At 71.1% G+C, this 22526-nt stretch carries 23 protein-coding genes and 1 tRNA gene; 13 read left to right on the plus strand and 11 right to left on the minus strand.

Annotated features, from left to right (window positions below):
• Nucleotides 1–485: 485 nt before the first annotated feature.
• Both MWU75_RS16460 and MWU75_RS16465 read right to left on the minus strand, forming a co-directional pair.
• Nucleotides 486–569, minus strand: a tRNA-Leu gene (locus MWU75_RS16460).
• Nucleotides 570–636: 67 nt separating this feature from the next.
• Entirely contained in the window at nucleotides 637–2013 is a 1377-nt protein-coding gene (locus MWU75_RS16465; protein WP_247092940.1) for a DNA polymerase IV, read from the minus strand.
• 38 nt (nucleotides 2014–2051) lie between these two features.
• On the opposite strand from MWU75_RS16465, the gene MWU75_RS16470 reads away from it, so the two are divergent.
• Genes MWU75_RS16470 through MWU75_RS16480 form a run of 3 tightly spaced genes read left to right on the plus strand, consistent with a single transcriptional unit; the run spans nucleotide 2052 to nucleotide 3717 of the window.
• The gene (locus tag MWU75_RS16470; protein ID WP_247092942.1) at nucleotides 2052–2819 is read left to right on the plus strand and encodes a HipA family kinase; all 768 of its coding nucleotides are present in this window, start codon (nucleotides 2052–2054) and stop codon (nucleotides 2817–2819) included.
• Nucleotides 2816–3193: a DUF3037 domain-containing protein gene (locus MWU75_RS16475; RefSeq protein WP_247092960.1), complete on the plus strand. Its 378-nt coding sequence runs from the start codon at nucleotides 2816–2818 to the stop codon at nucleotides 3191–3193. Before MWU75_RS16470 ends, MWU75_RS16475 begins: the two co-directional genes overlap by 4 nt.
• A complete protein-coding gene (locus MWU75_RS16480; RefSeq protein WP_247092962.1) occupies nucleotides 3190–3717 on the plus strand; it encodes a YbaK/EbsC family protein in 528 nt (175 codons plus the stop codon). The genes MWU75_RS16475 and MWU75_RS16480 overlap by 4 nt, the downstream gene beginning before the upstream one ends.
• 57 nt (nucleotides 3718–3774) lie before the next feature.
• On the opposite strand, the gene MWU75_RS16485 is transcribed toward MWU75_RS16480, so the two are convergent.
• Together MWU75_RS16485 and MWU75_RS16490 are read right to left on the minus strand one after the other, a co-directional pair.
• Entirely contained in the window at nucleotides 3775–4290 is a 516-nt protein-coding gene (locus MWU75_RS16485) for a phosphoribosyltransferase (protein ID WP_247092964.1), read from the minus strand.
• A 33-nt stretch (nucleotides 4291–4323) separates the two neighbouring features.
• The gene (locus tag MWU75_RS16490; RefSeq protein ID WP_247092966.1) at nucleotides 4324–5229 is read right to left on the minus strand and encodes a LysR family transcriptional regulator ArgP; all 906 of its coding nucleotides are present in this window, start codon (nucleotides 5227–5229) and stop codon (nucleotides 4324–4326) included.
• A 70-nt stretch (nucleotides 5230–5299) separates the two neighbouring features.
• On the opposite strand from MWU75_RS16490, the gene MWU75_RS16495 reads away from it, so the two are divergent.
• Complete coding sequence (locus MWU75_RS16495) at nucleotides 5300–5893, plus strand: LysE/ArgO family amino acid transporter (protein ID WP_247092969.1); 594 nt, start codon at nucleotides 5300–5302, stop codon at nucleotides 5891–5893.
• Here MWU75_RS16495 and MWU75_RS16500 read toward each other — a convergent pair.
• Genes MWU75_RS16500 through MWU75_RS16510 form a run of 3 tightly spaced genes read right to left on the minus strand, consistent with a single transcriptional unit; the run spans nucleotide 5879 to nucleotide 8261 of the window.
• Nucleotides 5879–6724 (minus strand): RNA methyltransferase, encoded by an 846-nt coding sequence (locus MWU75_RS16500; protein WP_247092971.1) that lies wholly within the window; start codon nucleotides 6722–6724, stop codon nucleotides 5879–5881. The genes MWU75_RS16495 and MWU75_RS16500 overlap by 15 nt on opposite strands.
• Nucleotides 6721–7482 carry a sulfite exporter TauE/SafE family protein gene (locus MWU75_RS16505; RefSeq protein WP_247092973.1) on the minus strand — a complete coding sequence of 254 codons (762 nt, stop codon included), beginning with the start codon at nucleotides 7480–7482 and terminating at the stop codon, nucleotides 6721–6723. The genes MWU75_RS16500 and MWU75_RS16505 overlap by 4 nt, the downstream gene beginning before the upstream one ends.
• Complete coding sequence (locus MWU75_RS16510; protein ID WP_247092975.1) at nucleotides 7479–8261, minus strand: ABC transporter ATP-binding protein; 783 nt, start codon at nucleotides 8259–8261, stop codon at nucleotides 7479–7481. The genes MWU75_RS16505 and MWU75_RS16510 overlap by 4 nt, the downstream gene beginning before the upstream one ends.
• A gap of 43 nt (nucleotides 8262–8304) precedes the next feature.
• On the opposite strand from MWU75_RS16510, the gene MWU75_RS16515 reads away from it, so the two are divergent.
• A complete protein-coding gene (locus tag MWU75_RS16515) occupies nucleotides 8305–9054 on the plus strand; it encodes a hypothetical protein (RefSeq protein ID WP_247092976.1) in 750 nt (249 codons plus the stop codon).
• Nucleotides 9055–9405: 351 nt separating this feature from the next.
• Here MWU75_RS16515 and glgA read toward each other — a convergent pair whose 3' ends face one another.
• Nucleotides 9406–10617, minus strand: a complete 1212-nt coding sequence (gene glgA / locus MWU75_RS16520; protein ID WP_247092978.1) for a glycogen synthase — start codon at nucleotides 10615–10617, stop codon at nucleotides 9406–9408.
• Between the two features lie 54 nt (nucleotides 10618–10671).
• Between glgA and glgC the strand changes: the two genes are divergently transcribed.
• The 3 genes from glgC (at nucleotide 10672) to cphA (ending at nucleotide 15816) form a co-directional block, all read left to right on the plus strand.
• Nucleotides 10672–11925, plus strand: a complete 1254-nt coding sequence (gene glgC, locus MWU75_RS16525) for a glucose-1-phosphate adenylyltransferase (RefSeq protein ID WP_247092980.1) — start codon at nucleotides 10672–10674, stop codon at nucleotides 11923–11925.
• 65 nt (nucleotides 11926–11990) lie between these two features.
• On the plus strand, nucleotides 11991–12923 hold the full coding sequence (locus MWU75_RS16530; protein ID WP_247092982.1) for a cyanophycinase: 933 nt from the start codon (nucleotides 11991–11993) through the stop codon (nucleotides 12921–12923).
• 19 nt (nucleotides 12924–12942) lie between these two features.
• Nucleotides 12943–15816: a cyanophycin synthetase gene (gene cphA / locus MWU75_RS16535; RefSeq protein ID WP_247092984.1), complete on the plus strand. Its 2874-nt coding sequence runs from the start codon at nucleotides 12943–12945 to the stop codon at nucleotides 15814–15816.
• Nucleotides 15817–15951: 135 nt separating this feature from the next.
• On the opposite strand, the gene MWU75_RS16540 is transcribed toward cphA, so the two are convergent.
• Genes MWU75_RS16540 through MWU75_RS16550 form a run of 3 tightly spaced genes read right to left on the minus strand, consistent with a single transcriptional unit; the run spans nucleotide 15952 to nucleotide 19699 of the window.
• On the minus strand, nucleotides 15952–18153 hold the full coding sequence (locus MWU75_RS16540; protein ID WP_247092986.1) for a tetratricopeptide repeat protein: 2202 nt from the start codon (nucleotides 18151–18153) through the stop codon (nucleotides 15952–15954).
• A 5-nt stretch (nucleotides 18154–18158) separates the two neighbouring features.
• Nucleotides 18159–18914, minus strand: a complete 756-nt coding sequence (gene fabI, locus MWU75_RS16545; protein ID WP_247092988.1) for an enoyl-ACP reductase FabI — start codon at nucleotides 18912–18914, stop codon at nucleotides 18159–18161.
• Nucleotides 18915–18955: 41 nt separating this feature from the next.
• Complete coding sequence (locus tag MWU75_RS16550) at nucleotides 18956–19699, minus strand: beta-ketoacyl-ACP reductase (RefSeq protein WP_247092990.1); 744 nt, start codon at nucleotides 19697–19699, stop codon at nucleotides 18956–18958.
• Between the two features lie 66 nt (nucleotides 19700–19765).
• Here MWU75_RS16550 and MWU75_RS16555 point away from each other — a divergent pair, with 66 nt between their 5' ends.
• From MWU75_RS16555 to MWU75_RS16575, 5 genes are all read left to right on the plus strand, one after another.
• Nucleotides 19766–20158, plus strand: coding sequence for a DUF3099 domain-containing protein (locus tag MWU75_RS16555; RefSeq protein WP_247092992.1), 393 nt, complete (start codon nucleotides 19766–19768; stop codon nucleotides 20156–20158).
• On the plus strand, nucleotides 20145–20348 hold the full coding sequence (locus MWU75_RS16560) for a hypothetical protein (RefSeq protein WP_247092994.1): 204 nt from the start codon (nucleotides 20145–20147) through the stop codon (nucleotides 20346–20348). The genes MWU75_RS16555 and MWU75_RS16560 overlap by 14 nt, the downstream gene beginning before the upstream one ends.
• 3 nt (nucleotides 20349–20351) lie before the next feature.
• On the plus strand, nucleotides 20352–21146 hold the full coding sequence (locus MWU75_RS16565; protein ID WP_247092996.1) for an SURF1 family protein: 795 nt from the start codon (nucleotides 20352–20354) through the stop codon (nucleotides 21144–21146).
• Nucleotides 21147–21240: 94 nt separating this feature from the next.
• Nucleotides 21241–22008 (plus strand): SDR family oxidoreductase, encoded by a 768-nt coding sequence (locus MWU75_RS16570; RefSeq protein ID WP_247092998.1) that lies wholly within the window; start codon nucleotides 21241–21243, stop codon nucleotides 22006–22008.
• Between the two features lie 97 nt (nucleotides 22009–22105).
• Nucleotides 22106–22522 (plus strand): universal stress protein, encoded by a 417-nt coding sequence (locus tag MWU75_RS16575; RefSeq protein ID WP_247093000.1) that lies wholly within the window; start codon nucleotides 22106–22108, stop codon nucleotides 22520–22522.
• Nucleotides 22523–22526: the final 4 nt, after the last annotated feature.

The raw sequence follows: 22526 nt of genomic DNA on the forward strand, positions 1-22526 counted from the left end.
GCATCGATCGTGCGGGTCGCGGCTCTGGGCTGATTGAGGTGGCCCGGCCACGGAAACGATGGGCGTCATCGTCACAACCGCCAACCACCGCTTCTCGAGCTGCGACTAGGATGAGGGCCGTCGCTAAACATCCGGACATCGGCGGATCCGGTACGTCACGACCCTGCGTCATGTTCGAACAACTGTCTAGCGCGTCATAGTGGGCGAAATGACGCATCACCAAGTCGGCCGTCGGCGGACCAATCACCATCGGCATCGGGACAACGTCACTGACCAGCATCAGCACGTGGTCGAGGAGGCGCCGACAGGTGAATCTGACCCGCGAAACAGATGCGCTTCTAGCGCTTCGCGCCGAGGTCTGGCAGAGACTCGGTCACACGCCGTCGATCGGCTGGTCAGGGACACCGCGCGGTGACCGAAGCGCGTGGGGGTTCAAGTCGCCAATAGACGCAACGACCATATCCGCAGGCCAGAGGCCTGTTCGGTGTCCGGAGGGGGACTTGAACCCCCACGCCCGTTAAGGGCACTAGCACCTCAAGCTAGCGCGTCTGCCATTCCGCCACCCGGACGAGGGTGCCACCGCTTCACACGGTGGGCAACGACGGGAAAGATTAGCACGCATCGGCCCCAGAACCCTCACCCGTCCCGCCAGTCGGGGGGTGACCCGACCTCCAGGTCCGGGTCGTCGGCCGCGAAGGTTCGCACGGGTCCCGGTGCGGTCAGTGGCCCCTCGAACCGGACCGTCACCCGACCCAGGCCGCTCCCCCAGACCCAGCCCGCGCCATACTCCCGGTGGACCACGTCCGCACCGGGGCGCCAGTTCGTGCCCCTGACGACCTCCGCCGTATGCCGGGGTGCAGGGTCCATCTCCACCGCACCGAGACTGTCGGGCACCTCCGCACCGCCCGGGGCCACGGCAAAGAGGCCCTCGCCCAGGGCCAGTTCCTCCTGGGCGTGGGTGGTCAGGCCGGAGACGCCCACGCCGAGCAGCCGGATGCCGGAGGACACGTCGATGGCACCCAGCAGCCGCCGTGCCTGACGCCCGATCACGGCGGGATCACCGGTGGCATAGGGCAGGGTGCCCGAGCGGGTCTGCTGGCTGAAGTCGTGCTGGCGGACCTTCACGGTCGTGGTCCGGCCGAAGCTGGCGGCCTGCCCGAGTCGGCTGGCCACCCGGGCCACCATCAGGTCCAGCTCGCGCTCCAGCACGGCCGGGTCCGCGATGTCGGTCTCGAAGGTCTCCTCGACCGAGATGCTCTTGGTCTCGCGCTGGGTCTGCACCGCACGGTCATCCTCCCCCCGGGCCAGGTGGACCAGGCTCGAGCCGTGCGCCTGCCCGAAGATGGCGACCATGTCCACCTCGCTGACCTGCGCCAGGTCGGCCACGGTCTCCACCCCGAAGCCGTGCAGCCGCGCCGCCGTCGCGGGTCCGACGCCGGCGATCGCCCGGACCGACATCGGTGCGAGCACCGCCCGCTCGGTGCCCGCCTCGATCAGAGTCAGCCCAGCCGGTTTGTTCAGCTCGCTGGCGATCTTGGCCATCATCTTGGAGGTCGCGATCCCCACCGACGCGGTCAGCCCCCCGGTCTCGGCCCGGATGCGCTCCATCAGCTCGTTGCCCAACCGCTGCAGCGCCGGCGCCGAGAAGTCCGCCACGCCACCGCCACGCAGGTCGACATAGGCCTCATCCACCGAGACCTGCTCCACAACCGGTGACAGGTCCCGCAGGAGGCCCATCACCACCCTCGAGCTGAGCCGGTAGGCGTCGAACCGGCCACCCAGGAAGGCCGTCCCCGCCGGGCACCGCCGCCTGGCCTCGGCCGTCGGCATGGCCGAGCGCGCGCCATACTGCCGCGCCTCGTAGGACGCCGTGGACACCACGCCCCGCGGACCGACCCCGCCGACCACGACCGGTTTGCCCCGCAGCGAGGGCTTGTCGCGCTGCTCGACCGCGGCGAAGAAGGCGTCCAGGTCCACGTGCAGGATGCTGGACTCGCGGCGGACGGCGGGCATGGCGCCACTGTGACACACCCCTCGCATAGGCTCGGCACGTGCTCGACCACGTCACCGCCGTCCGCTACGTCACCCCGCTCCGCGAGGGCGGCTCGATGCCCGGCGTCGTCGAGGCGGACGACCTGGGGACGTATGTCGTGAAGTTCCGTGGCGCGGGCCAGGGGCTGAAGGTGCTGGTCACCGAGGTGATCGTGGGTGAGCTCGCGCGGCGCCTCGGCCTGCCGGTGCCGCGGATGGTGACCATCGACCTGCCGCCGGCGATCGCGCGCTACGAGGCCGACGAGGAGGTGCAGGACCTGCTCAACGCCTCCCCCGGCACCAACCTGGGGGTCGACCTGCTGCCCGGGTCGCTGGGCTACGACGGCTCCCGCCCGCCGGACCCCGCACTGGCCTCCCGGATCCTGTGGCTGGACGCCTTCACCGCCAACGTCGACCGCACCTGGTCCAACCCCAACCTGCTGACCTGGCACCGGGAGACCTGGCTGATCGACCACGGGGCCGCGCTCTACTTCCACCACTCGTGGCCCAGCAAGGCGCCCAACCCGGAGCGCTTCGCCCAGCAGGCCTATCGCGCCGACGACCACGTGCTGGGCGGTGTCGCCGACGACCTGCCCGCCGCGCACGCCGAGCTGTCCGCGCGGGTCACCCCCGACCTGGTCGGCGAGGTGCTCGACCAGGTGCCCGAGGACTGGCTCGAGACCACCACTGAGCTCACGGACGCGCAGGCGGTGCGGACGGCATACTGCGAGCACCTGCGGGCCCGCCTGGACAATCCGGGCGCCTGGCTGCCGGGAGGCGGGTCATGAGCTACGACTACCAGTACGTCACGCTGCGCCTGGTCCCCCGCGTCGAGCGCGAGGAGTTCATCAACGTCGGGGTCGTGCTCTACAGCCAGGAGGCCGACTACCTCGAGGCCGCCTTCGCGCTGCAGGAGGAGCGGGCGCTGGCCCTCGCTCCCGACCTGGACCTGGAGTCCGTGCGTGCCGCGCTCGAGGCAGTATGCCGGGTGGCCGCCGGCGAGCACTCGCCCGCCACCCCGCGGCTGGACCGGTTGGGGCCGCGCTTCGGCTGGCTGAGCGCGCCACGCAGCACGATCGTGCAGCCCGGCCCGGTGCACGGCGGCACGACCGAGGACCCGGCTGCCACGCTCGCCCACCTGGTGCGCATCCTGGTGACATGACTGCACTGACCTGGCACCCCTTCGCCGAGCGCCCCGACCTGGTGGCCGATCCCGTGCGGGAGGCCCTGGCCGGCTCACCGCTGGCCGACGTCGTGGAGGTCACCGAGATCGACCCGGAGATCGCCGACACCCAGGCCCTGGTGGACGCCACCGACGTGCTGCTGGAGGAGTGCGCCAACTGCATCGTGGTGCTCGGGCGCCGGGGCGAGACCGAGCGGGTCGCCGCCGGGCTGGTGCTGGCCACCACCCGCGCCGACGTCAACACCACCATCCGCAAGGCCCTGGACGTGCGCAAGGCCAGCTTCATGCCGATGGACCGGGCGGTCGCCGACACGGCGATGGAGTATGGCGGGATCACTCCCGTCGGTCTGCCCACCGGGTGGCCGGTGCTCGTCGATGCCCGCGTCACGGCCTCCGAACGGGTCGTCATCGGCTCCGGTCTGCGCCGCTCCAAGCTGCGCCTGCCCGGGGCCCTGGTCGCGGACCTACCGCGCGTCGACGTCGTCGAGGGCCTGGCCCGCTGACGGCCGAGCGTGCCGTGGCCCGCTACCGCCGGGCCGCCACCGCCCGGCGTCGGGTTCTCAGTCGCCCGAGGCTGTTCGAGCCACCGGTGGTTGAGCGGACCACGGGAAGACGATCCACTCGTCCGTGTGCTTCCACACGAAGTCGGGCTCCACGATCGTGGCCGACTTGGCATAGAGGACGGCGCTGCGGGTGTCCGCGCCATGTGCCCGGAGCAGGTCGAGGACGAGGGCCAGCGTCCTCCCGGAGTCCGCGACATCGTCCACGACGAGCAGGCGACGCCCCCTGATCGACTCTGTGTCCAGCAGTGGTGCCAGGAGGACGGGGTCGGGCAGCGTCTCGTGCACGTCGGTGTAGAACTCGACATTGATGGCGTCGGACAACTTGATCCCGAGGGCGTAGGCCAGGGCCCCGCCGGGCAGCAACCCACCGCGCGCGACGGCGATGATGATCTCCGGCTCAAAGTCCGCGTCCACCACGGTCTGGGCCAGTTCGCGACTGGCCTGCCCGAACCCGTCCCAGGTCAGGATCTCCTTGTCGGTCAGGTCACTGGAGTCTGCGTGGTATGCCGTCACCGGGTGAGGCTACCTCCCACCTGACGCGCTCGGTCACCTCGGGGGACGACGCGCCATGCGCTCGGTCATGGGTGGTGGACGCAGCGCCCTGGCCGCGTCGACGACCGTGTCGGTGAGCCTCTCCAGGTGACGTGAGCCGAGTCGCCACACCTGCCAGTGCAGCGCGACGTCGCGGGTCGCCGCGCCGGGGAGGCGGACCAGGGCGCCGGTGTCGAGCGAGGCGCCGATCTGGTGCTCGGGCAGCATGCCCCAACCCAGCCCGGCGCGCACGGCCCGCGCGAAGCCCTCCGACGACGGGACGCCGTGCCACGGCGCCGCCGAGGCGGCGTGCTCGTCCAGGACCGTGTCCTGGAGGGTGTCCTTGGCGTTGAACTGGACGACGGGCATCCGATCGAGGTCGAGCGACGCCCCGTCCTGGTGTCGCGCGAGGAGTCCCGGCGTGGCCACCGGGACGTAGCGCATCACCCCGAGCGCACGCACCGTGCACCCGACCACCGGCTGCCGGTCGGTGGTCACCGCGGCGAGCACCTCGCCGCCGGCCAGCATCGCCCGGGTGTGCTCCTGGTCATCCACCCGCAGGCGAAGCACGGTGTCGTCCCACGTCGCGGCCGCCCGGAGCGCCGCGGGAAACCACGTGGCGAGGGAGTCGGCGTTGACCGCCACCGTGAGGACCGTGCGGTCCCCGCCCGGACCGGTCAGTTCCTCGGTGGCCTCACCCACGACGAGGTCGACCTGTCGGGCGGCCCGGAGCACCACCGTGCCGGCTTCGGTGGCCGAGCAGGGGATCCCGCGCTGCACGAGCACGCGGCCGGTCGTCGTCTCCAGGGCTCGGATCCGCTGGCTGACGGCGGACGGCGTGATCGACAGGCGACGCGCCGCAGCCTCGAAGGTGCCCTCGTCCACGACGGCGACCAGCGCTCGAAGCTGCTCCAGGTTCATGAAGCAACACTAAGGGAAGAGCACAATGATTCACTTCCCCTTCACCGCAGACCTACCTATCGTGGTCGCCGTGCTGCCCATCGTTCTCGCAGGTCTGGTCTCCGGGCTCGGTCTGATCATCGCCATCGGTGCCCAGAATGCCTTCGTCCTCCGCCAGGGAATCCGCCGGGAGCACATCGGCACGGTCGTCCTGGTCTGCGCCCTGGCCGACATCCTGCTGATCACGATCGGCACCGCCGGTGTCGGTGCGCTGGTGAGTTCGTCTCCGACCGTCCTGACGGCGATCCGCTGGCTCGGTGCGGCCTACCTGCTGTGGTTCGCGTGGGGGTCCCTGCGCTCCGCCGCACGCCCGACCGGGCTGGTGGCGCAGGCTCCGACCTCGCGCGGCTCGGTCCTGGCCATGACCCTGGCACTCACCTTCCTCAACCCGCACGTCTATCTGGACACCGTGCTGCTGCTGGGCATGCTCGCGGCCTCGCACGAGGACGCCCGGTGGTGGTTCGCGCTCGGCGCCTGCGTGGGCAGCATCCTCTGGTTCACGGTCCTCGGTCTGGGTGCCCGGGCGCTGTCGCGGCCACTGTCCTCCCCCACGACGTGGCGCGTCGTCGACCTACTGGTCGCCGCGGTGATGGTGACACTGGCGGTGCGCCTAGTCCTCGGGTGAGGACGTCTGCAGTGCCCAGAACGCCACGGCGCTGGCGGCCGCCACGTTGAGGGAGTCCACCCCACCTGCCATCGGGATCCGCACGGCCAGGTCGGCCTCGGCGATGGTCCGGTCCCCCAGCCCATCTCCCTCGGTGCCGAGGACCAGCGCGAGCCGGTCCGGCGGGTCCTCGGCGAGCTGCTGCAAGGCGAGGCCATCCTCCCGGAGCGCGAACGCCGCGACCATGAAGCCCGCCTCACGCAGCATCTGTATGCCGTGCGGCCAGGGATCGATCCGCGTCCAGGGCACCTGGAAGACGGTGCCCATCGACACCCGGACCGACCGGCGATAGAGCGGGTCCGCGCAGCGCGGAGTCACCAGGACGGCGTCCACGCCGAGCGCGGCCGCCGAGCGGAAGACCGCGCCGACGTTCGTGTGGTCGACGATGTCCTCCAGCACCGCGACCCGCCGGGCCCCCTCGATCACGTCCGGCACCGTGGGCAGGACCGGCCGGTGCATCGCGGCGATCGCGCCGCGGTGCAGGTGGAACCCGGTCATCTCCTGGGCGACCGCGGGTTCCATCACATAGACCGGTGCCCCCTCGGACACCGCCCGCTCCACCAGGTCGGCCAGGTCCACGACCCACCGCGGGGTGAGCAGCAGCGACCGTAGGCGGTGGCCGGCGTCCAGGGCCCGACCGATGACCTTGGCCGACTCGGCCAGATAGAGGCCCTGCTCGGGTTCGAGGAGGCGCCGCAACGCCACGTCGGTGAGGCCGACGTAGTCACGCACGCGCTCGTCATCCGGACGATCGATCCAGGTGACGCCGGCGGGCAACTGGCGCTCCGTCATACGAGCAGCACCACGATGGCGACCACACCGATGACCACGATGGTCAGCCGCAGCAACCAGGGCGGCATGCTGCGCCCGATCCGCGCACCCAGCACTCCGCCGATAAAGGAACCGATGGCGATCAGGCCGACGACCGCCCAGTTGACCTGAGCCGGGTCGACGATGAGGAACACCACCGCGGCGGTGAAGTTGACGATGAGCCCGAGCACGTTCTTGACCCCGTTGAGCTCCTGCAGCCCGTTGGGCAGCAGGACGCTCATCAGGCCGATCAGCAGCACGCCCTGGGCGGCGCCGAAGTAGCCGCCATACATGCCGGCGAGGAGGATGCCGACGATGAGGACGACGAAGCGCGGGCCGGTGACCTGCTCGGCATGCTGTCTGGCGGCCCAGGCGTTGAGCCGCGGACCGAGGACGACGAGCACCAGTGCCAGCAGGATCAGCACCGGCACGATCGCCTCGAAGGCCTCGGGCGGGAGCACCAGCAGGAGCAGCGCTCCGATGACCGCGCCGACGAAGGATGCGGGCGCGAGCTGGACCAGGAGGGTCCGGAGCGAGCGGATCTCGTGCCGGTAGCCCCAGGCTCCCGACGCGCCACCGGCCACGAGCCCGAGGCTGTTGGAGATGTTGGCCGACACGGGCGGGTAGCCGAAGGAGAGCAGCGTCGGGAAGGTCACCAGCGTCCCGGAGCCCACGACCGTGTTGATGGTGCCGGCCCAGACGCCGGCCAGGATGATGGCCCCGACCTCGAACCAGCTCATGCGGCGCGCGCTGACCAGCGGGCGCCGTGCTTGTCCACCACGAGCGGGATGTCGAAGGTCGTCGACAGGTTTGCTCCCGTCAGCGTCGTCTCGATCGGCCCGGCCGCGACCACCTTGCCCTCGCGAAGCATCAGGATGTCGGTGAAGCCGGGCGGGATCTCCTCCACGTGGTGGGTCACCAGCACCATCGCCGGCGACTCGAGGTCCTCGGCGAGGACCGACAGACGTCCCACGAGGTCCTCGCGACCGCGCAGGTCCAGTCCGGCTGCCGGCTCGTCGAGCAGCATCAGCTCCGGGTCGGTCATCAGCGCGCGGGCGATCTGCACGCGCTTGCGCTCCCCCTCGCTCAGGGTGGAGAAGCGACGGGTGGCCAGATGTTCCACCCCCAGCGCCACGAGCAGGTCGGTGGCGCGCCCGGTGTCCAGCTCGTCATACTCCTCCCGCCACCGCCCGGTGACGCCCCAGGAGGCCGTGACCACGACGTCGCGGACCCGCTCCTCGGGCGGGATCCGCTCGGCGAGGGCGGCGCTGGACAGACCGATCCGGGGCCGCAGGTCGAAGACGTCGACCGTGCCGAGGACCTCGCCGAGGATGCCGGCCACCCCGGTGGTGGGGTGGATCCGCGCGGCAGCGATCTGCAGGAGGGTGGTCTTCCCCGCGCCGTTGGGGCCGATGACGACCCACCGCTCCCCCTCCTCCACGGACCAGTCGATGTCGTCGAGGAGCACGTTGCCGCCACGGCGCACACCGACACCGGCAAATTCCAGGACATCGCTCATGTCGAGCAAGGGTAGTTCGCCCCGGCCTGCTTACGATCACCGCATGGCCGACCTTCCCGCGAGCGTGCGCGTGGCCCTGTGGGGCACCGCGGCCCTCGCCGGGCGCCTCGAGCTGGAGGCGGTCGCCCGCCGGGCCATGCCGGACCTGGACCATGTCGACGGACTGGTGGCGCAGCTGGCGCTGTGGCGAGACCTGGGTGAGCGTCTCATCCTGGTCGCCCTCCCCCGGGCCGGCGATCTGACGAGTATGCCGCGTGGTCCCGCCGACCTGATCGCCGCGGCGACCGAGTCGGAGGAGTTGGTCTATGTGACCGGGCTCGGTGGTGCCCTGGTGCCGCGCATCGCCCCGTTCGGTCCCGAGGGTGACCAGGGGTGGGAGGCCCGCTGGACGGCCCACGACGCCGACCCGGTGCCCCAGCACGTCGTCCAGCAGCTGTCCCTGCCGGACGTCGAGCTCCAGCTGCGTCGCGAGGTCGCCGAGCTCACCGCCGAGCTCGGGCAGGCTCCCGGGCAGCCGCTGAGCGGACACGGTCTCGAGGCCGCGGCGCGTGACAGCGTCGACGCCCAGTGGGGACTGCCCGAGGGGCTCCCGCCTCGTGCGATCCGGGTGATCGAGCTCGCCGGCGCCATCACGGGTCTGGCCGGCACGGGCCTGGACCACCGGCTGCACAGTGTCAGCTCCAGCACCACCCTCGGGCGCGAGCAGATCCTGCGTCGGCTCCACGACGCGGGCTCCCGTGCGCTCGTCGCCGCAACCAACGTCGGCGCCCTCCACCTCGCCGGCTGGCGCTGACCGCACCTCTCGACCGGGCCTGGCGTTGCGGGGGTGCCGGCGCACCGGCCACGGCGTGGCTGGATTCCAGGCCACCGAGCGCACGGGGTTGGCTGATGGTCGTGATGTGTGGACTTTGTTCCCGTGTGTGGGAAAAGTGCCCTATATGGGGTCAAAGTCCACACACGGGAACGAAATCCACACGGGGAACGAAGTCAATACAGGACGACCCGACACCGAACCGGCGCCGAGTGGATCCAAACCAGCCCCGGAACCGAGCCTGCCCCGGTAGAACCGAGCCGGCCCCGGTAGATCCGAACTGGCCCTCGGCAGATGTCGCGTCAGACCCGGGCGGTGGAGGGGCCGGGTCGCTCAGAGCTCGAGGACGTGGCGATAGACCTCGACGGTCCGTTCGGCGATCGTCGTCCAGCTGAAGTGCTCGACCGCCCGGGCTCGTCCGGCCTCGCCCATCCGGGCCGCCCGCTCCGGGTCGGAGACGGCCTCGTTGATCGTCGCGGCGAGGTCAGCGACGAACTTGTCCGGGTCCGTGGGCGTGCCCGTGCCGTCGGTCTCCTGCTCGATCGGCACCAACCAGCCCGTCTCACCGTCGACGACGACCTCGGGGATGCCGCCGGTGGCGGTCGCGACGACGGCGGCGCCGCAGGCCATGGCCTCCAGGTTGACGATGCCGAGGGGTTCGTAGACCGACGGACAGAGGAAGACCGTCGCGTGGGAGAGGACCGCGATGACCTTGGCCCGGGGCAGCATCTCCTCGACCCAGACGACCGTCCCACCGCGGCCCTCGCGCAGCGCGTCGGTCAACCCGATCACCTCGGCCTTGATCTCCTCGGTGTCCGGCGCACCGGCGAGGAGGACGATCTGCACCTCAGGGGGCAGCTCGGCCAGCGCGCGCAACAGGTAGGGCAGCCCCTTCTGCCGGGTGATCCGACCCACGAACACCACGCTCGGACGGTCGGGGTCGAGCCCGAGCTCCTCGACGAACGACCGGGCAGCGTCGGAGGTGTCCCGCTGCCACAGCTGGGAGTCGATGCCGTTGTGGACGACGTGGACCCGCGCGGGGTCGATGGCCGGATAGCTCGCCAGGATGTCCTTGCGCATCCCGGCGGACACCGCGATGACTCCGGCAGCCGCCTCGTAGGCGGTCTTCTCGGCCCACGAGCTGACCCGGTAGCCACCGCCCAGCTGCTCGGCCTTCCACGGCCGCATCGGCTCCAGGCTGTGAGCAGAGATGACGTGGGGTATGTCGCCGAGCAGGCTGGCCAGATAGCCACCCAGGTTGGCGTACCAGGTGTGCGAGTGCACAAGATCAGCGCCACCGGCCACCACGTCGGCGGCCATGGCGACATCGACGCCCAGTGTCTTGAGCGCGGCGTTCGCGTCCTGCAGGTTCTCCGGCGTCGGGTATCCCGTCGTCCCCGCTTCCTGCACCGGGTCGTCGAACGCTCGCACCGCCACGGTGAGGTCCGGCAGATCTCGCAGGGCACGCGTCAGCTCCGCTACGTGGACGCCCGCGCCCCCGTAGACGTTGGGGGGGTACTCGCGGGTCAACAGGTCAAGGCGCACACCGCCACGCTATCCCCTATCGACCAAACGCGCTGCGGGCCCTAGGTTGTGGTCATGGTTGCTCGTACGGGACGGCTGAAGGTTCTCGCGATCGTGCTTGCGGGAGGTGAAGGAAAGCGACTCATGCCGCTGACCGCGGATCGCGCAAAGCCAGCGGTGCCGTTCGGCGGCATCTACCGGCTGATCGACTTCGCGCTGTCCAACATCGTGAACTCCGGCTGCCTGAAGATCGTGGTGCTGACGCAGTACAAGTCGCACAGCCTGGACACGCACGTCACGCGCACCTGGCGAATGTCAACCCTGTTGGGCAACTACGTCGCGCCCGTCCCCGCACAGCAGCGGGTCGGCAAGCACTGGTTCTCCGGGAGCGCCGATGCGATCTACCAGAGCCTGAACCTGGTGCACGACGAGCGCCCGGACATCATCGTCGTCGTCGGGGCGGACCATGTCTACCGCATGGACTTCTCGCAGATGATCGATCAGCACATCGAGACCGGAGCGGGGGTGACGGTCGCGGCGATCCGCCAACCGGTGAGCCTGGCCGACCAGTTCGGCGTCATCGAGGTCGACGAGTCCGATCCGCGCCACATCGCCGACTTCCTGGAGAAGCCGAAGAACCCCAAGGGACTGCCGGACGCTCCGGACGAGGTGCTCGCCTCGATGGGCAACTACGTCTTCGACGCCGACGTGCTGGAGCAGGCGGTCCGCGAGGACGCGGCGGACGAGACGTCCTCGCACGACATGGGCGGTGACATCGTCCCGGCGTTCGTGAAGCGCGGCGAGGGTTACGTCTACGACTTCAAGGACAACGACATCCCGGGCGCCACCGACCGGGACCGGGCCTACTGGCGCGACGTCGGGACGATGGACTCCTACTACGACGCCCACATGGACCTGGTGTCCGTGCACCCGGTGTTCAACCTCTACAACGACCGCTGGCCCATCTACACCAACTACGGCAACCACCCGCCGGCCAAGTTCGTGCACGGGTCCCAGGACCGGGTGGGGCACGCGCTCGGCTCAATGGTGTCGCCGGGGGCGGTGGTCTCGGGGGCGACAGTGGCCGACTCGGTGCTCTCGCCACGGGTGCACGTCCACTCCTTCAGCATGGTGTCCCAGTCCGTGATCCTCGACGGCGTCGAGGTGGGCCGCAGCTGCCAGATCCACCGCGCCATCATCGACAAGCACGTCAAGGTGCCGGCGGGCGTCAACATCGGTGTCGACCACGACCAGGACCGCGCGCGCGGCTTCACCGTGACCGACAGCGGCCTCGTGGTCGTCCCCAAGGGCACCGTCATCGACGGGTGAGGACACCGGTCCTGTTCGACTCCTGCGTGACTGGCGCGCGTCGCGACACGCATTAAGGTGCATCCATGTCGACGCACATGGCCTCCGTGTCCGACCCCGCCGACCCGCCCCGCGGGGAGCAGGTGGATCGCACGCTCCTGGTGATCGGGGGGGCCGAGGACAAACGCCGCAGGGTCATCGTCCTCAAGCGCTTCGTGCGCCTCGCCGGCGGAGCCGACGCGCGCATCGTGGTCATCCCCACCGCGTCGTCGATGGCTGAGGAGGCCTTCGAGGTCTACCAGTCGGTGTTCGGCCGACAACGCGCCCGGGAGACCTCCGTGGTCAACCCCCAGTCCCGCCAGGAGGCGTCCGACCCGGCACTCGTCGAGGCGATCGACGCCGCCACCGGTGTGTTCGTGACGGGCGGCAACCAGCTCAAACTCGGGCAGCTGATCGTCGGCACGCCGTTGCACGACGCCATCACGCGGGCCTACCACCGCGGCGCCGTCGTCGGCGGCACGTCCGCCGGCGCCTCGGTGCTGAGCCAGTTCATGATCTCCATGGGCGAGGAGGGAGTGGCGCCCCGCCAGCGGGTCTCGCAACTGAGCGCGGGGCTCGGTCTGCTGCCCGGCGTCATACTCGATCAGCACTTCGGCCAGCGCACCCGCTACGCGCGCCTGCTCTCGCTGATCGCCGCCTCCCCGAGCCTGCTCGGCGTCGGCATCGACGAGGACACCGCCGCCGAGATCGTCAACGAACGGTCGATGACCGTGGTCGGCTCCGGCGCGGTGTATGTCGTGGACGCCCGGTCCGCGGTCAGCGACGCCCACGAGGCGCGCCGGGACGCGCCGCTCATGGTGTCGGGCGCCGTCGTGCACTCCCTGCCCTACGGCGCGACCTTCGACCTGCAAGCCGCCCAGCTCACCGACTTCGTCGAGATGCACTCGGAGGTGGCCGTCGTCACCTCCCCCACCGACGTGCACGACACCGCCAACGCAGCCGCCGCGCTGCGCCGCTGACCGGACCAGGAGGACCCGCATGACCGACCCCCAGACCCCGACCGCTCCGGCCGCCCCCGACCTGCGGATCGTCGAGCAGCGTGTCTATCGCGGCCCCAACGTGTGGAACTACGAGCAGGCCATCCACCTGGTCGTCGACCTCGGGGTCCTCGAGCAGTACCCCACCAACCTGCTGCCCGGTTTCACCGAGCAGCTCCTTGAGTGGCTGCCGGGCCTGGAGAACCACGTCTGCTCCCGGGGCAAGCCCGGCGGCTTCGTCGAGCGGCTCCGCGAGGGCACGTGGGTCGGCCACGTCAGCGAGCACCTGGCACTCCAGCTGCAGGCCGAGGCCGGCCACGACCTGCGCCGCGGCAAGACCCGGGCGGTGAAGGGCTCACCCGGTCACTACAACGTCATCTACTCCTACATCGACGAGCGGGTCGGCCTCGCGGCCGGCGAGCTGGCCATCCGCATGGTCAACGCCGCCGTCACGCACGATCCGGAGTTCGACTTCCCGACCGAGCTGGACGACTTCCTGCGGTTGGCGCAACGAGCGGCGTTCGGCCCGTCCACCAACGCGATCCTCGAGGAGGCAGTCGCCCGCGACATCCCCTTCATCCGTCTCAACACCGCCTCGCTGGTGCAGCTCGGGCAGGGTGTGCACCAGCAGCGGATCCGCGCCACGATGACGTCGAAGACCTCAGCGCTCGCCGTCGACATCGCCGGCGACAAGTCCCTGACCAACACCCTGCTCTCCTCCGCCGGCCTCCCGGTGCCGCTGAGCGACACCGTGCGCACCGCGGACGGTGCGGTCTCGGTCGCCAACCAGATCGGCTACCCCGTCGTCGTCAAGCCGCTGGACGGCAACCACGGGCGCGGCGTCGGCATCAACCTGCGCAACGAGGCGGAGGTGCGGGAGCACTTCCCGGTGGCCGCCGCCCAGTCACGGCGCGGCATCATGGTGGTCGAGTCCTTCATCATCGGCAACGACTACCGCTGCCTGATCGTGGGGGGCCGGATGCAGGCCATCGCCGAGCGGGTGCCTGCCCACGTCGTCGGCGACGGCACGCACACCGTCAACGAGCTCGTCGAGATCACCAACGCCGACCCTCGGCGCGGCGTCGGCCACGAGAAGGTGCTGACCCGCATCGCGGTGACCGAGGGGGCCGTGGCGCTGGTGCGGCAGCAGGGCTTCGAGATGGACGCCGTGCCCCCTGAGGGCACGATGGTCAAGCTGGCACTCACCGGCAACATGTCCACCGGCGGCATTGCCGTGGACCGCACCTTCGACGCCCACCCGGAGAACATCGAGATCGCCGAGGAGGCGGCCCGGCTGATCGGCCTGGACGTCGCAGGCATCGACTTCATCTGCCCCGACATCTCAGCTCCGGTCCGCGAGACCGGGGGCGCGATCTGCGAGGTGAACGCCGCGCCCGGGTTCCGGATGCACACCCACCCGACCGTCGGTGAGCCCCAGTACATCGCCAAGCCCGTCGTCGACCTGCTGTTCCCGCCGGGCACCCCCTCGCGCGTGCCGATCGTGGCCGTGACCGGCACCAACGGCAAGACGACGACGTCGCGGATGATCGCCCACATCATGAAGGGTCTGGGCAAGCAGGTCGGCATGACCTCGACCGACGGCATCGTGATCGACGAGCGGCTGGTCAAGCGGGCCGACGCCTCGGGGCCCAAGTCGGCGCGGATGGTCCTGCAGAACCCCCGCGTCGACTTTGCCGTCATGGAGGTGGCTCGCGGCGGCATCCTCCGGGAGGGCCTGGGCTACGACCGCAACGACGTGGCCGTGGTCACCAATGTCAGCGCCGACCACCTCGGCCTGCGGGGCATCGACACGGTGGAGCAGCTGGCCGCCGTCAAGCGGGTCGTGGTGGAGGCCGTGCCCCGCAACGGTTTTGCGGTCCTCAACGCCGACGATCCGAACGTCCGGGACATGCGGCGCCACTGCAGCGGCAGCATCGTCTACTTCTCGATGCAGCCGCCCGGCAGCCCGGAGCGCGAGTTCATCGAGACCCGGCTGCGTCGTGGAGGCCGCGCGGTGGTGCTCGAGCCCACCGACCGCGGCGAGATGATCGTCATCCAGCACGGACGCCGGTCGATGCAGCTGGCCTGGACCCACCTGCTCCCCAGCACGTTCGGCGGCGCCGCCCGCTTCAACATCGCCAACGCCATGGCCGCGGCCGGCGCGGCCTTCGCGTGCGACGTGCCGCTGCACGACATACGGCAGGGCCTGCGCACCTTCACCACCAGCTACTACCTCTCCCCCGGCCGGCTGAACATGCTCGACGTCAAGGGCGTCAGCGTGGTCGTGGACTACTGCCACAACCCTGCGGGCATGCGGGCGATCGGGGAGTTCGTGGACAACCTGGCCGAGCAGCGGGAGGCCGCGCTCGAAAACGCCCGGATCAGTCGGATCGGCGTGATCGGCGGCACCGGCGACCGGCGCGACGACGACCTGGCCGAACTGGGTGCCGTCGCGGCCCGGCACTTCGACGTCCTCGTCGTGCGGGAGGACGACAACCCGCGGGGCCGGCCGCGGGGTGAGAGCGCTGAGCACCTCGTGCGAGGCATCAACGAGGCGATCGCGGCCGGTGAGGCCCGGGTCCGCCAGGTCAACACGGTGCTGCCCGAGGTGGAGGCGGTCCGGCACGCCATGGTGTTGGCCAACCCCGGCGACCTCGTCGTCGCGTGCGTGGACAAGCACGCGCGCGTGCTGGCCGAGCTGGAGGACATGAGCAACTCGGCCTACGCCGGCTCCCGGACCGACGACGAACGCACCGGCGACCCCGACCTCGACCCGGTGGAGCTGCACGAGTCCGCAGCCGCGTCGGCCGAGGAGGCCCGCGGGGACTACGCGGACCTGGACGCGGCAGAGCAGGAGGCCACCACGCGCGCCTGATCCGGGCTGGGCAGGTGCGCCCGCGGCGGGCGTTCATCGACCCGCCGCCGGCAGTATGCCGTAGGCCGGGCGGTCGTCAGGCCTCGGCTGCCGTGGGGCGCGGAGCCTTGCTCAGTTGTCGTGGGGCCCGGGACCTCAGGCCTGCGCTGCCGTGGGGCGCAGCTGCTCCGCCAGAGCGAGCAACGCCTCGCGCTGAGGGGTGTCGTCGGTGCCCGTCGCATGCGTCATCAGGTAGTCGATGAGGCGTGCCACCCCATGGTCGGCACGTCCGGCGTCGACGTCGAGGAGCGCCAGGAGGGCGACGACGGCCGCACTGTCACTGCGCTGGACCGCCACCTCGCTCAGCACGGTCTCCGCCTCCGCCGACCGTCCCAGGTCCCGCAGCGCCGTGGCCATCGCGACCTGCGCCCGGAACCGGTGCGGCTCACGCAACCTGGCGTTGAGCGCCTCGCGATAGCGACTGACGGCCTGGGTGGTCTGCCCTGCGGCCTCGAGCGCCGCCGCGAGCTCGAACACCAGGCGCGGGTCCTCGGGCGCCTGCTCGAGCAGGTTGCGCGCCGCCTCGACCCGCTCGGCGGGCGGCTGGTCCTGGATCGCGCCGAGCACCGCCTCGAGCTCGTGCTCACCGCGCGCGGCCTTGACCTTGCGCCGGATCTGCCGGGCCGAGTCCTGGTGCGCGCCATGACTGGTCAGCCAGTCGACCACCCCGGGCCGGTCGCGGTGCACCATGAGGGCACCGACGTCGCCGTCGGCCATGTGGTCGAGCAGGGTCTCCAGTCCGGCGACCTCGTCCTCGGAGGACCCGGACGAGACGGCCCCCACGTTGGCCAGCCCCTGCACGAACTGGGCCTCGAGGTTCTCCATGGTGCGTCCGCGCAGGTAGTGCCCCTTGTGGACGATATGCACGCGGTCCGCGCGCCGCCCGGCGATCTCGCCCAGCCCGATGAGGATGTCATCGGTCCGATCGCCGACGCCACCGAGCCCGAGGTGCACCCGGTCCCCCGGCGGACGCAGACCCTCGGCCACGTTGAGCAGGGCCTCCAGGCCGGCCTCGTTGTGCGCCAGGTCGATGATCATCGTCGCGCTGCCCCCGGCGGGCAGGGGGACGGTCCACACGTTCATCCGGCCGGGGTTGTGCTCCAAGTCGGGCGCGAAGGTGCGCAGCCCCTCGATCACCGCCTCCCGCGGCAGCCCCAGGCCGAGCCCGCCGGCCGTCGCCGCCAGCGCGTTGGCGATGTTGTGCTCCGAGAGACCGGACAGGGTCATCGGCACGTCCAGGATCCGGATCAGCCGGTCCGGGTCGGCGCCGCGGCGCAGGATGACGATGTCGCCCTCCAGGACCGTCATGCCACGGCCGCCCCGCTCGACGGTCTCCCGCAGGGCCGGGGAGTCCGGGTCGAGGCTGAACATCCAGAGCCGTCCACTGGCCTGCGCGGCCATGGCGCGCACCCGCGGGTCGTCGCCGTTGAGCACGACCCAGCCGTCCTTGCGGGTGACCCTGGTGATGATGGACTTGACCTCGGCCAGCTGGTCGACGGTGTCGATGCCGTGCAGGCCCAGGTGGTCCGCGGTGACATTGGTGACGATGCTGACGTCGTTGTGGGAGACCCCCATGCCCTTGAGCAGCAGACCGCCACGCGCCGTCTCGAGCAGCCCCAGCTCGACCGACCGGTCCTCCAGGACGTTGCGGGCCCCGGACGGTCCGGAGTAGTCACCGGCGACCTTGAGGTCACCCTGGATGAAGACGCCCTCGGTCGAGCTCCAGCCGCAGCGCAGCCCGGCGGTCATGCCCATGTGCGCCAGCAGCCGGGTGGTCGAGGTCTTGCCGTTGGTGCCGGTGATCGAGGCTACCGGGATCCGGGGTCGGAGCTGGGCGGGACGAGAGGCGTCGTCGGCCGACCGCACCTGCTCCGCACCGTGAGCCAGCAGGTCGTCCGCGTCCTCGCCCGCCAGCAGCCCGGCCAGGGTGGGGCCGAGCGCCTCGCCCAGCGTCACGGCCCGCCCGCGGTGGCGCCACGGGAAGGCGACGATGACAGAGTCCAGGTCGGTGCCGACCCGCACCCGGGCGCCAACCCGGCTCGGCACCGCGTCGGCGATCCGCCGCAGGACGGTGCCGGCCAGCCGGCTCAGGAAGCGCTGTCGCTGCTCGGTGTGCGGTGCTCCAGGGACGGCCCGACGGAGCCCCACCACGTCGGCGATCGCCGTCGCCGCCTGGGCGTTGAGCGCCTGGAAGCCGGGCAGGGAGAGGCTCACCTTGACGGCAGGGCGCGCGAAGTACAGATTCGGCCCCTCGAGCAGGCGCACCTCGGTCACCTGGACCGTGGTCGCGTCGGTCATCGTGCTCAGAAGCCCATCGCGTGGAACCCGCCGTCCACGTGGACGATCTCTCCGGTGGTCGCGGGGAACCAGTCGGACATCAGGGCGACACACGCCCTGGCCGCGGGCTCGGCGTCCTTGAGGTCCCAGCCCAGCGGCGAGCGCTCGCCCCACTTCTCGAACTGCTCGAACATCGGGATGGACCGGGCGGCGGTCGTGGCGATGGGGCCCGCGGACACCAGGTTGGAGCGGATCCCCTTGGGCCCGAGGTCCCGGGCGAGGTAGCGGTTGGTCGACTCGAACGCCGCCTTGGCGACTCCCATCCAGTCATACACCGGCCAGGCCTGCTGGGCGTCCAGGGTGAGCCCGACGACGCTGCTGCCCTCACGCATCAGCGGCAGGGCCGCGACGGCCAGGGACTTCAGGGAGTATGCCGAGACCTGCAGTGCCGTCGCGACGTCCTCCCACGTGGCGTTGAGGAAGTCGAACGCACCGGCGGGGGCGAACCCGATCGAGTGCAGCACGCCGTCCAGGTGGTCGGTGTGCTCCGTCAGCCGCTCGGCAAGGGTGTCCAGGTGCTCCTGGTTGGACACGTCCAGCTCGACCACCTCCGGGGTGACCGGCAGCCTCTTGGCGATGGACTGGGTGATCCGGAAGGTCCGGCCGAAGGAGGTGAGCACCACCTCGGCGCCCTGCTCCTGAGCAAGGCGGGCGACGTGGAACGCGATGGAGGAGTCCATGAGGACCCCAGTGATGAGGAGCTTCTTACCGTCGAGCAGCATGGGGAGCAGACTAGCGTCCCGCCGGGCCGGTCGTGACCACCTCAGTGGCCCATGCCGAGTCCGCCGTCCACCGGGATCACCGCGCCGCTGATGTAGCCCGCGTCGGGTCCGGCCAGGAAACGGACGACGCCGGCGACCTCCGCCGGGGTGGCGAACCGTCCGGCCGGGATGCCCGCCAGATACTGCTTCTGCAGGTCCTGCGAGAGCTCCGCCGTCATCTCGGTCTCGATGAAGCCCGGCGCGACCACGTTGGCGGTGATGCCTCGGCCACCGAGCTCGCGGGTGATGGAGCGAGCCAGGCCGACCAGGGCCGACTTGGACGCCGCGTAGTTGGTCTGCCCCGGGGAGCCATAGAGCCCCACGACGGAGGAGATCAGGATGATGCGACCCTTGCGCATCCGCATCATGCCCTTGGTGGCCCGTCGGGCGCAGCGGAAGGCCCCGGTGAGGTTGGTCTCGACGACGGACGCGAAGTCGTCGTCGCTCATCCGCATCAGCAGGGTGTCCTTGGTGATGCCGGCGTTGGCTACCAGCACCTCGACCGGTCGGCCCAGCAGCTCCTCGGCCTCGGTGAACGCCCGGTCCACGCTGTCGGAGTCGGTCACGTCGCAGATCACGCCGCGCAGCCCCTCCGGCGGCGTCCCGCTGCGGTGGGTGATGATCACCTCGGCGCCCGCCTCGGCGAACGACCTGGCGATGGCCAGGCCGATGCCGCGGTTGCCCCCCGTCACCAGGACGCTGGGCGGCGGGGCCGTCGGGGAGTCGGTCTGCTGGGTCTCGGTCACAGGGGTCACGCTAGTGCCTGCCCACGTGCCGCACGACCGGACCCGTCCGCGACGTATCGTGGAAGGGTGCGTAGGAACAAGGTCGCCCAGGGGGTGACCACGGCTCGGCGGTCCCCGAAGGAGGACCGGGAGCAGCGCATGCGCACCTACCTGATCGCGATGGCCGTCCGCACGGTGTCCTTCCCCCTGGCCGTCTGGGCGCTGGTCAGCGGCTGGATCGTCGTCGGGGTGATCCTCGCGGCCGCGGCGACCTTCCTGCCCCAGATCGCGGTGACCATCGCCAACGCCGTCGACAACCGGACCACCGGTGGGGGTGTGCCCGTCTCCCCGGCCCGCGCCCTCCCCGCGTCCCCCGAGGGCCCGCCCCACGACATACTGCCGGACGACGACGCCCCGGTGGACGATGCCCACCGCGACGACTCCCCACCCCGGCCGGACGGACCCGATGCTCACCTGTAGCGCCCGTGCCTGCCGCGCGGAAGCGGCCTACGCCATCGTCTGGAACAACCCCAAGCTGCACACCCCGGAGCGCCGCAAGGTGTGGCTGGCCTGCGACGATCACCGCGAGCACCTGAGCAGCTTCGTGTCACTGCGCGGCTTCCTGATCGAGGTCCTCCCCGTCGACGAGCTCGGCGAGCGGGACGGTTGAGCGTTGCTGCGCACACTCCTGACCCGCCGTTGGCTCACCGCCCTGGCGCTCGCCCTCGTCTTTGCCGTCGTGGCGGTCCTGCTCGGCAACTGGCAGTTCTCCCGGCACCAGGACAAGGTGGCCGCGCGCGACCGGGTCGAGGCGCACTACGGCGCCGACCCGGTCCCCCTCGCCGAGGTCACCACCGACCCTTTCTCACCTGCCGACGAGTGGATCCGTGTCACGACCTCCGGCGCCTATGTCCCGCAGGACCAGCTCTTCGTGCGCAACCGTCCCCACGAGGGCACGTTCGGCTACGAGGTGCTCGTCCCCCTGGAGACCCCCGGGGGCACGCTGGCCGTCAACCGGGGGTGGGTCGCCAACGCCGAGGACGCCAGCACGCTGCCCGAGGTGCCGCCCGCCCCCGAGGGCCAGGTCGAGGTGACCGGCTGGCTGCGTCCCGGCGAGCAGGATCTGGGCCGCGACCTGCCCGACGGGCAGCTGGCCTCGATCAACCTGGCCGGTGCCGCAGAGCAGTGGGAGCGGCCGGTGCTCGGTGCCTACCTGGTCCTGGAGACGGAGCAATATGCCGGGGAGCCGGGACGTGAGATCCCTCGCCCGACGCCGCTGGCCGCCCCGCGCACGGCGCTGGGGTCGCACTTCGCCTACTCCCTGCAGTGGTGGTTGACCTCGCCGGTCGGGCTCATCCTCGTCCTGGTCATGGCGCGGCGGGAGTGGCGTGAGGGGCAGCCCGGTGGCGCCGCGCCCCGGGCGGCCCGCCCCCAGAAGGTGCGCATCTGGGACGAGGAGGACGGGTAGCGCCGGGGATCTCGCGGTGACCCTGAGGGCCGCTATAGCGCACCGATAGACCCACGACCCGCTCGGTCGTGAGGGCGGGTGCGAGCATGAGCCCATGGATTGTGGACTGGCAGGCCGTGGCTACGTCGTCACCGGAGGGTCGCGCGGTCTGGGCCGGGCCACCGCGGAGTGCCTCGTCCGGGACGGGGCCGACGTGCTGGTGGTCGGTCGGGATCCGGACCAGGGTGCCCGCACCGCGGGCGAGCTGACCGGGCTCGGGGCGGGCACGGCATACTTCCTGGCCGCGGATCTGGCCGACCCGGACGCCGCCGAGTCGATCCGCGTCAGGGCCCGGGAGGAGCTGGACACCGTGGACGGCGCCGTCCTCAGCGTGGGTGGCCCGCCCGCCGGCCGCTTCCGCGAGCGGACCGACCAGGAGTGGCGGGCCGCCTTCGAGCAGGTCCACCTCGGCCCGCTGCGCGTCGCGCGTGCCCTGCTGGAGGACGCGGACCGGCCGATCGCCGTGACCTTCGTGCTGTCGACGTCGGTGCGCTCACCGTTGCCGGAGTTCGCGATCTCCAACGGGCTCCGCCCGGGCCTGGCGATGGCGGCCAAGACGATGGCCGACGAGTACGGCCCCGACGGGCACCGGGTCAACTGCCTGCTGCCGGGCCGCTTCGACACCGACCGGGTGCGCGCGCTGGACGAGGCCACCGGCGACCCGGCAGGACGGCGCGCCGCGCACGCAGCCATCGTCCCCCTGGGCCGCCTCGGGCAGCCCGAGGAGTTTGGTGCCGTCGCCGCCTTCGTCACCTCACCGATCGCCTCCTACATGACCGGCAGCGTGGTCACCGTGGACGGTGGGCAGACCAGGACGATCTGAGACGAGGGGCGACCCACTGGGCCGGAGTCGTGCGCACGGACTACGCTCTGTGCCTGCCGGCGTCCAGCCTGGCCCGTCCCGACACGAGGAGCTGACCATGCCCATTGCCGTGGCTCACAGCGCACTGCCCGAGGCCCGCACGGCCGTGGTGGCTGCCCTCGACTGGGCCCGCACCCACCAGACCTCGCTGGTGGTGCTCCACGTCGAGGAGACCGGCACGGTGGGCACGCCCGGCCTCCCCGCCTCCGAGAGTGAGGTGCGCGCCGTCGAGCAGGAGGTGCAGACGGTCATCGACGAGCAGCCCGGGGAGGCCCCGGACTGGCGGGTGGTCTCGACGACCTCCGCCCGTGACGTGGCGTCCGCGCTGCTGCAGCTCATCGCCGCGCACGATGTCGACCTGGTGGTGGTCGGGTCCCGCCGGCGCACAGAGATCGGGAAGTTCTTCATGGGTCGCACGGTCCAGCGCCTGGTGCTGGACTCCCCCGTGCCGGTCCTGGTGGTCAAGAACAGCTGAGTGA

Source organism: Ornithinimicrobium sp. F0845 (genome assembly GCF_023015765.1).
Lineage (GTDB): Bacteria > Actinomycetota > Actinomycetes > Actinomycetales > Dermatophilaceae > Ornithinicoccus.

What these genes read in the sequence shown, in the direction of transcription:
- MWU75_RS16560 (WP_247092994.1), top strand. Translation starts at nt 20,145, where the DNA reads ATGCTCACCTGTAGCGCCCGTGCCTGCCGCGCGGAAGCGGCCTACGCC.
- MWU75_RS16510 (WP_247092975.1), bottom strand. Translation starts at nt 8,261, where the DNA reads ATGAGCGATGTCCTGGAATTTGCCGGTGTCGGTGTGCGCCGTGGCGGC.
- MWU75_RS16480 (WP_247092962.1), top strand. Translation starts at nt 3,190, where the DNA reads ATGACTGCACTGACCTGGCACCCCTTCGCCGAGCGCCCCGACCTGGTG.
- MWU75_RS16530 (WP_247092982.1), top strand. Translation starts at nt 11,991, where the DNA reads ATGTCGACGCACATGGCCTCCGTGTCCGACCCCGCCGACCCGCCCCGC.
- glgC (WP_247092980.1), top strand. Translation starts at nt 10,672, where the DNA reads ATGGTTGCTCGTACGGGACGGCTGAAGGTTCTCGCGATCGTGCTTGCG.
- MWU75_RS16515 (WP_247092976.1), top strand. Translation starts at nt 8,305, where the DNA reads ATGGCCGACCTTCCCGCGAGCGTGCGCGTGGCCCTGTGGGGCACCGCG.
- MWU75_RS16505 (WP_247092973.1), bottom strand. Translation starts at nt 7,482, where the DNA reads ATGAGCTGGTTCGAGGTCGGGGCCATCATCCTGGCCGGCGTCTGGGCC.
- MWU75_RS16570 (WP_247092998.1), top strand. Translation starts at nt 21,241, where the DNA reads ATGGATTGTGGACTGGCAGGCCGTGGCTACGTCGTCACCGGAGGGTCG.
- MWU75_RS16540 (WP_247092986.1), bottom strand. Translation starts at nt 18,153, where the DNA reads ATGACCGACGCGACCACGGTCCAGGTGACCGAGGTGCGCCTGCTCGAG.
- MWU75_RS16475 (WP_247092960.1), top strand. Translation starts at nt 2,816, where the DNA reads ATGAGCTACGACTACCAGTACGTCACGCTGCGCCTGGTCCCCCGCGTC.
- MWU75_RS16575 (WP_247093000.1), top strand. Translation starts at nt 22,106, where the DNA reads ATGCCCATTGCCGTGGCTCACAGCGCACTGCCCGAGGCCCGCACGGCC.
- MWU75_RS16500 (WP_247092971.1), bottom strand. Translation starts at nt 6,724, where the DNA reads ATGACGGAGCGCCAGTTGCCCGCCGGCGTCACCTGGATCGATCGTCCG.
- fabI (WP_247092988.1), bottom strand. Translation starts at nt 18,914, where the DNA reads ATGCTGCTCGACGGTAAGAAGCTCCTCATCACTGGGGTCCTCATGGAC.
- MWU75_RS16465 (WP_247092940.1), bottom strand. Translation starts at nt 2,013, where the DNA reads ATGCCCGCCGTCCGCCGCGAGTCCAGCATCCTGCACGTGGACCTGGAC.
- cphA (WP_247092984.1), top strand. Translation starts at nt 12,943, where the DNA reads ATGACCGACCCCCAGACCCCGACCGCTCCGGCCGCCCCCGACCTGCGG.
- MWU75_RS16490 (WP_247092966.1), bottom strand. Translation starts at nt 5,229, where the DNA reads ATGAACCTGGAGCAGCTTCGAGCGCTGGTCGCCGTCGTGGACGAGGGC.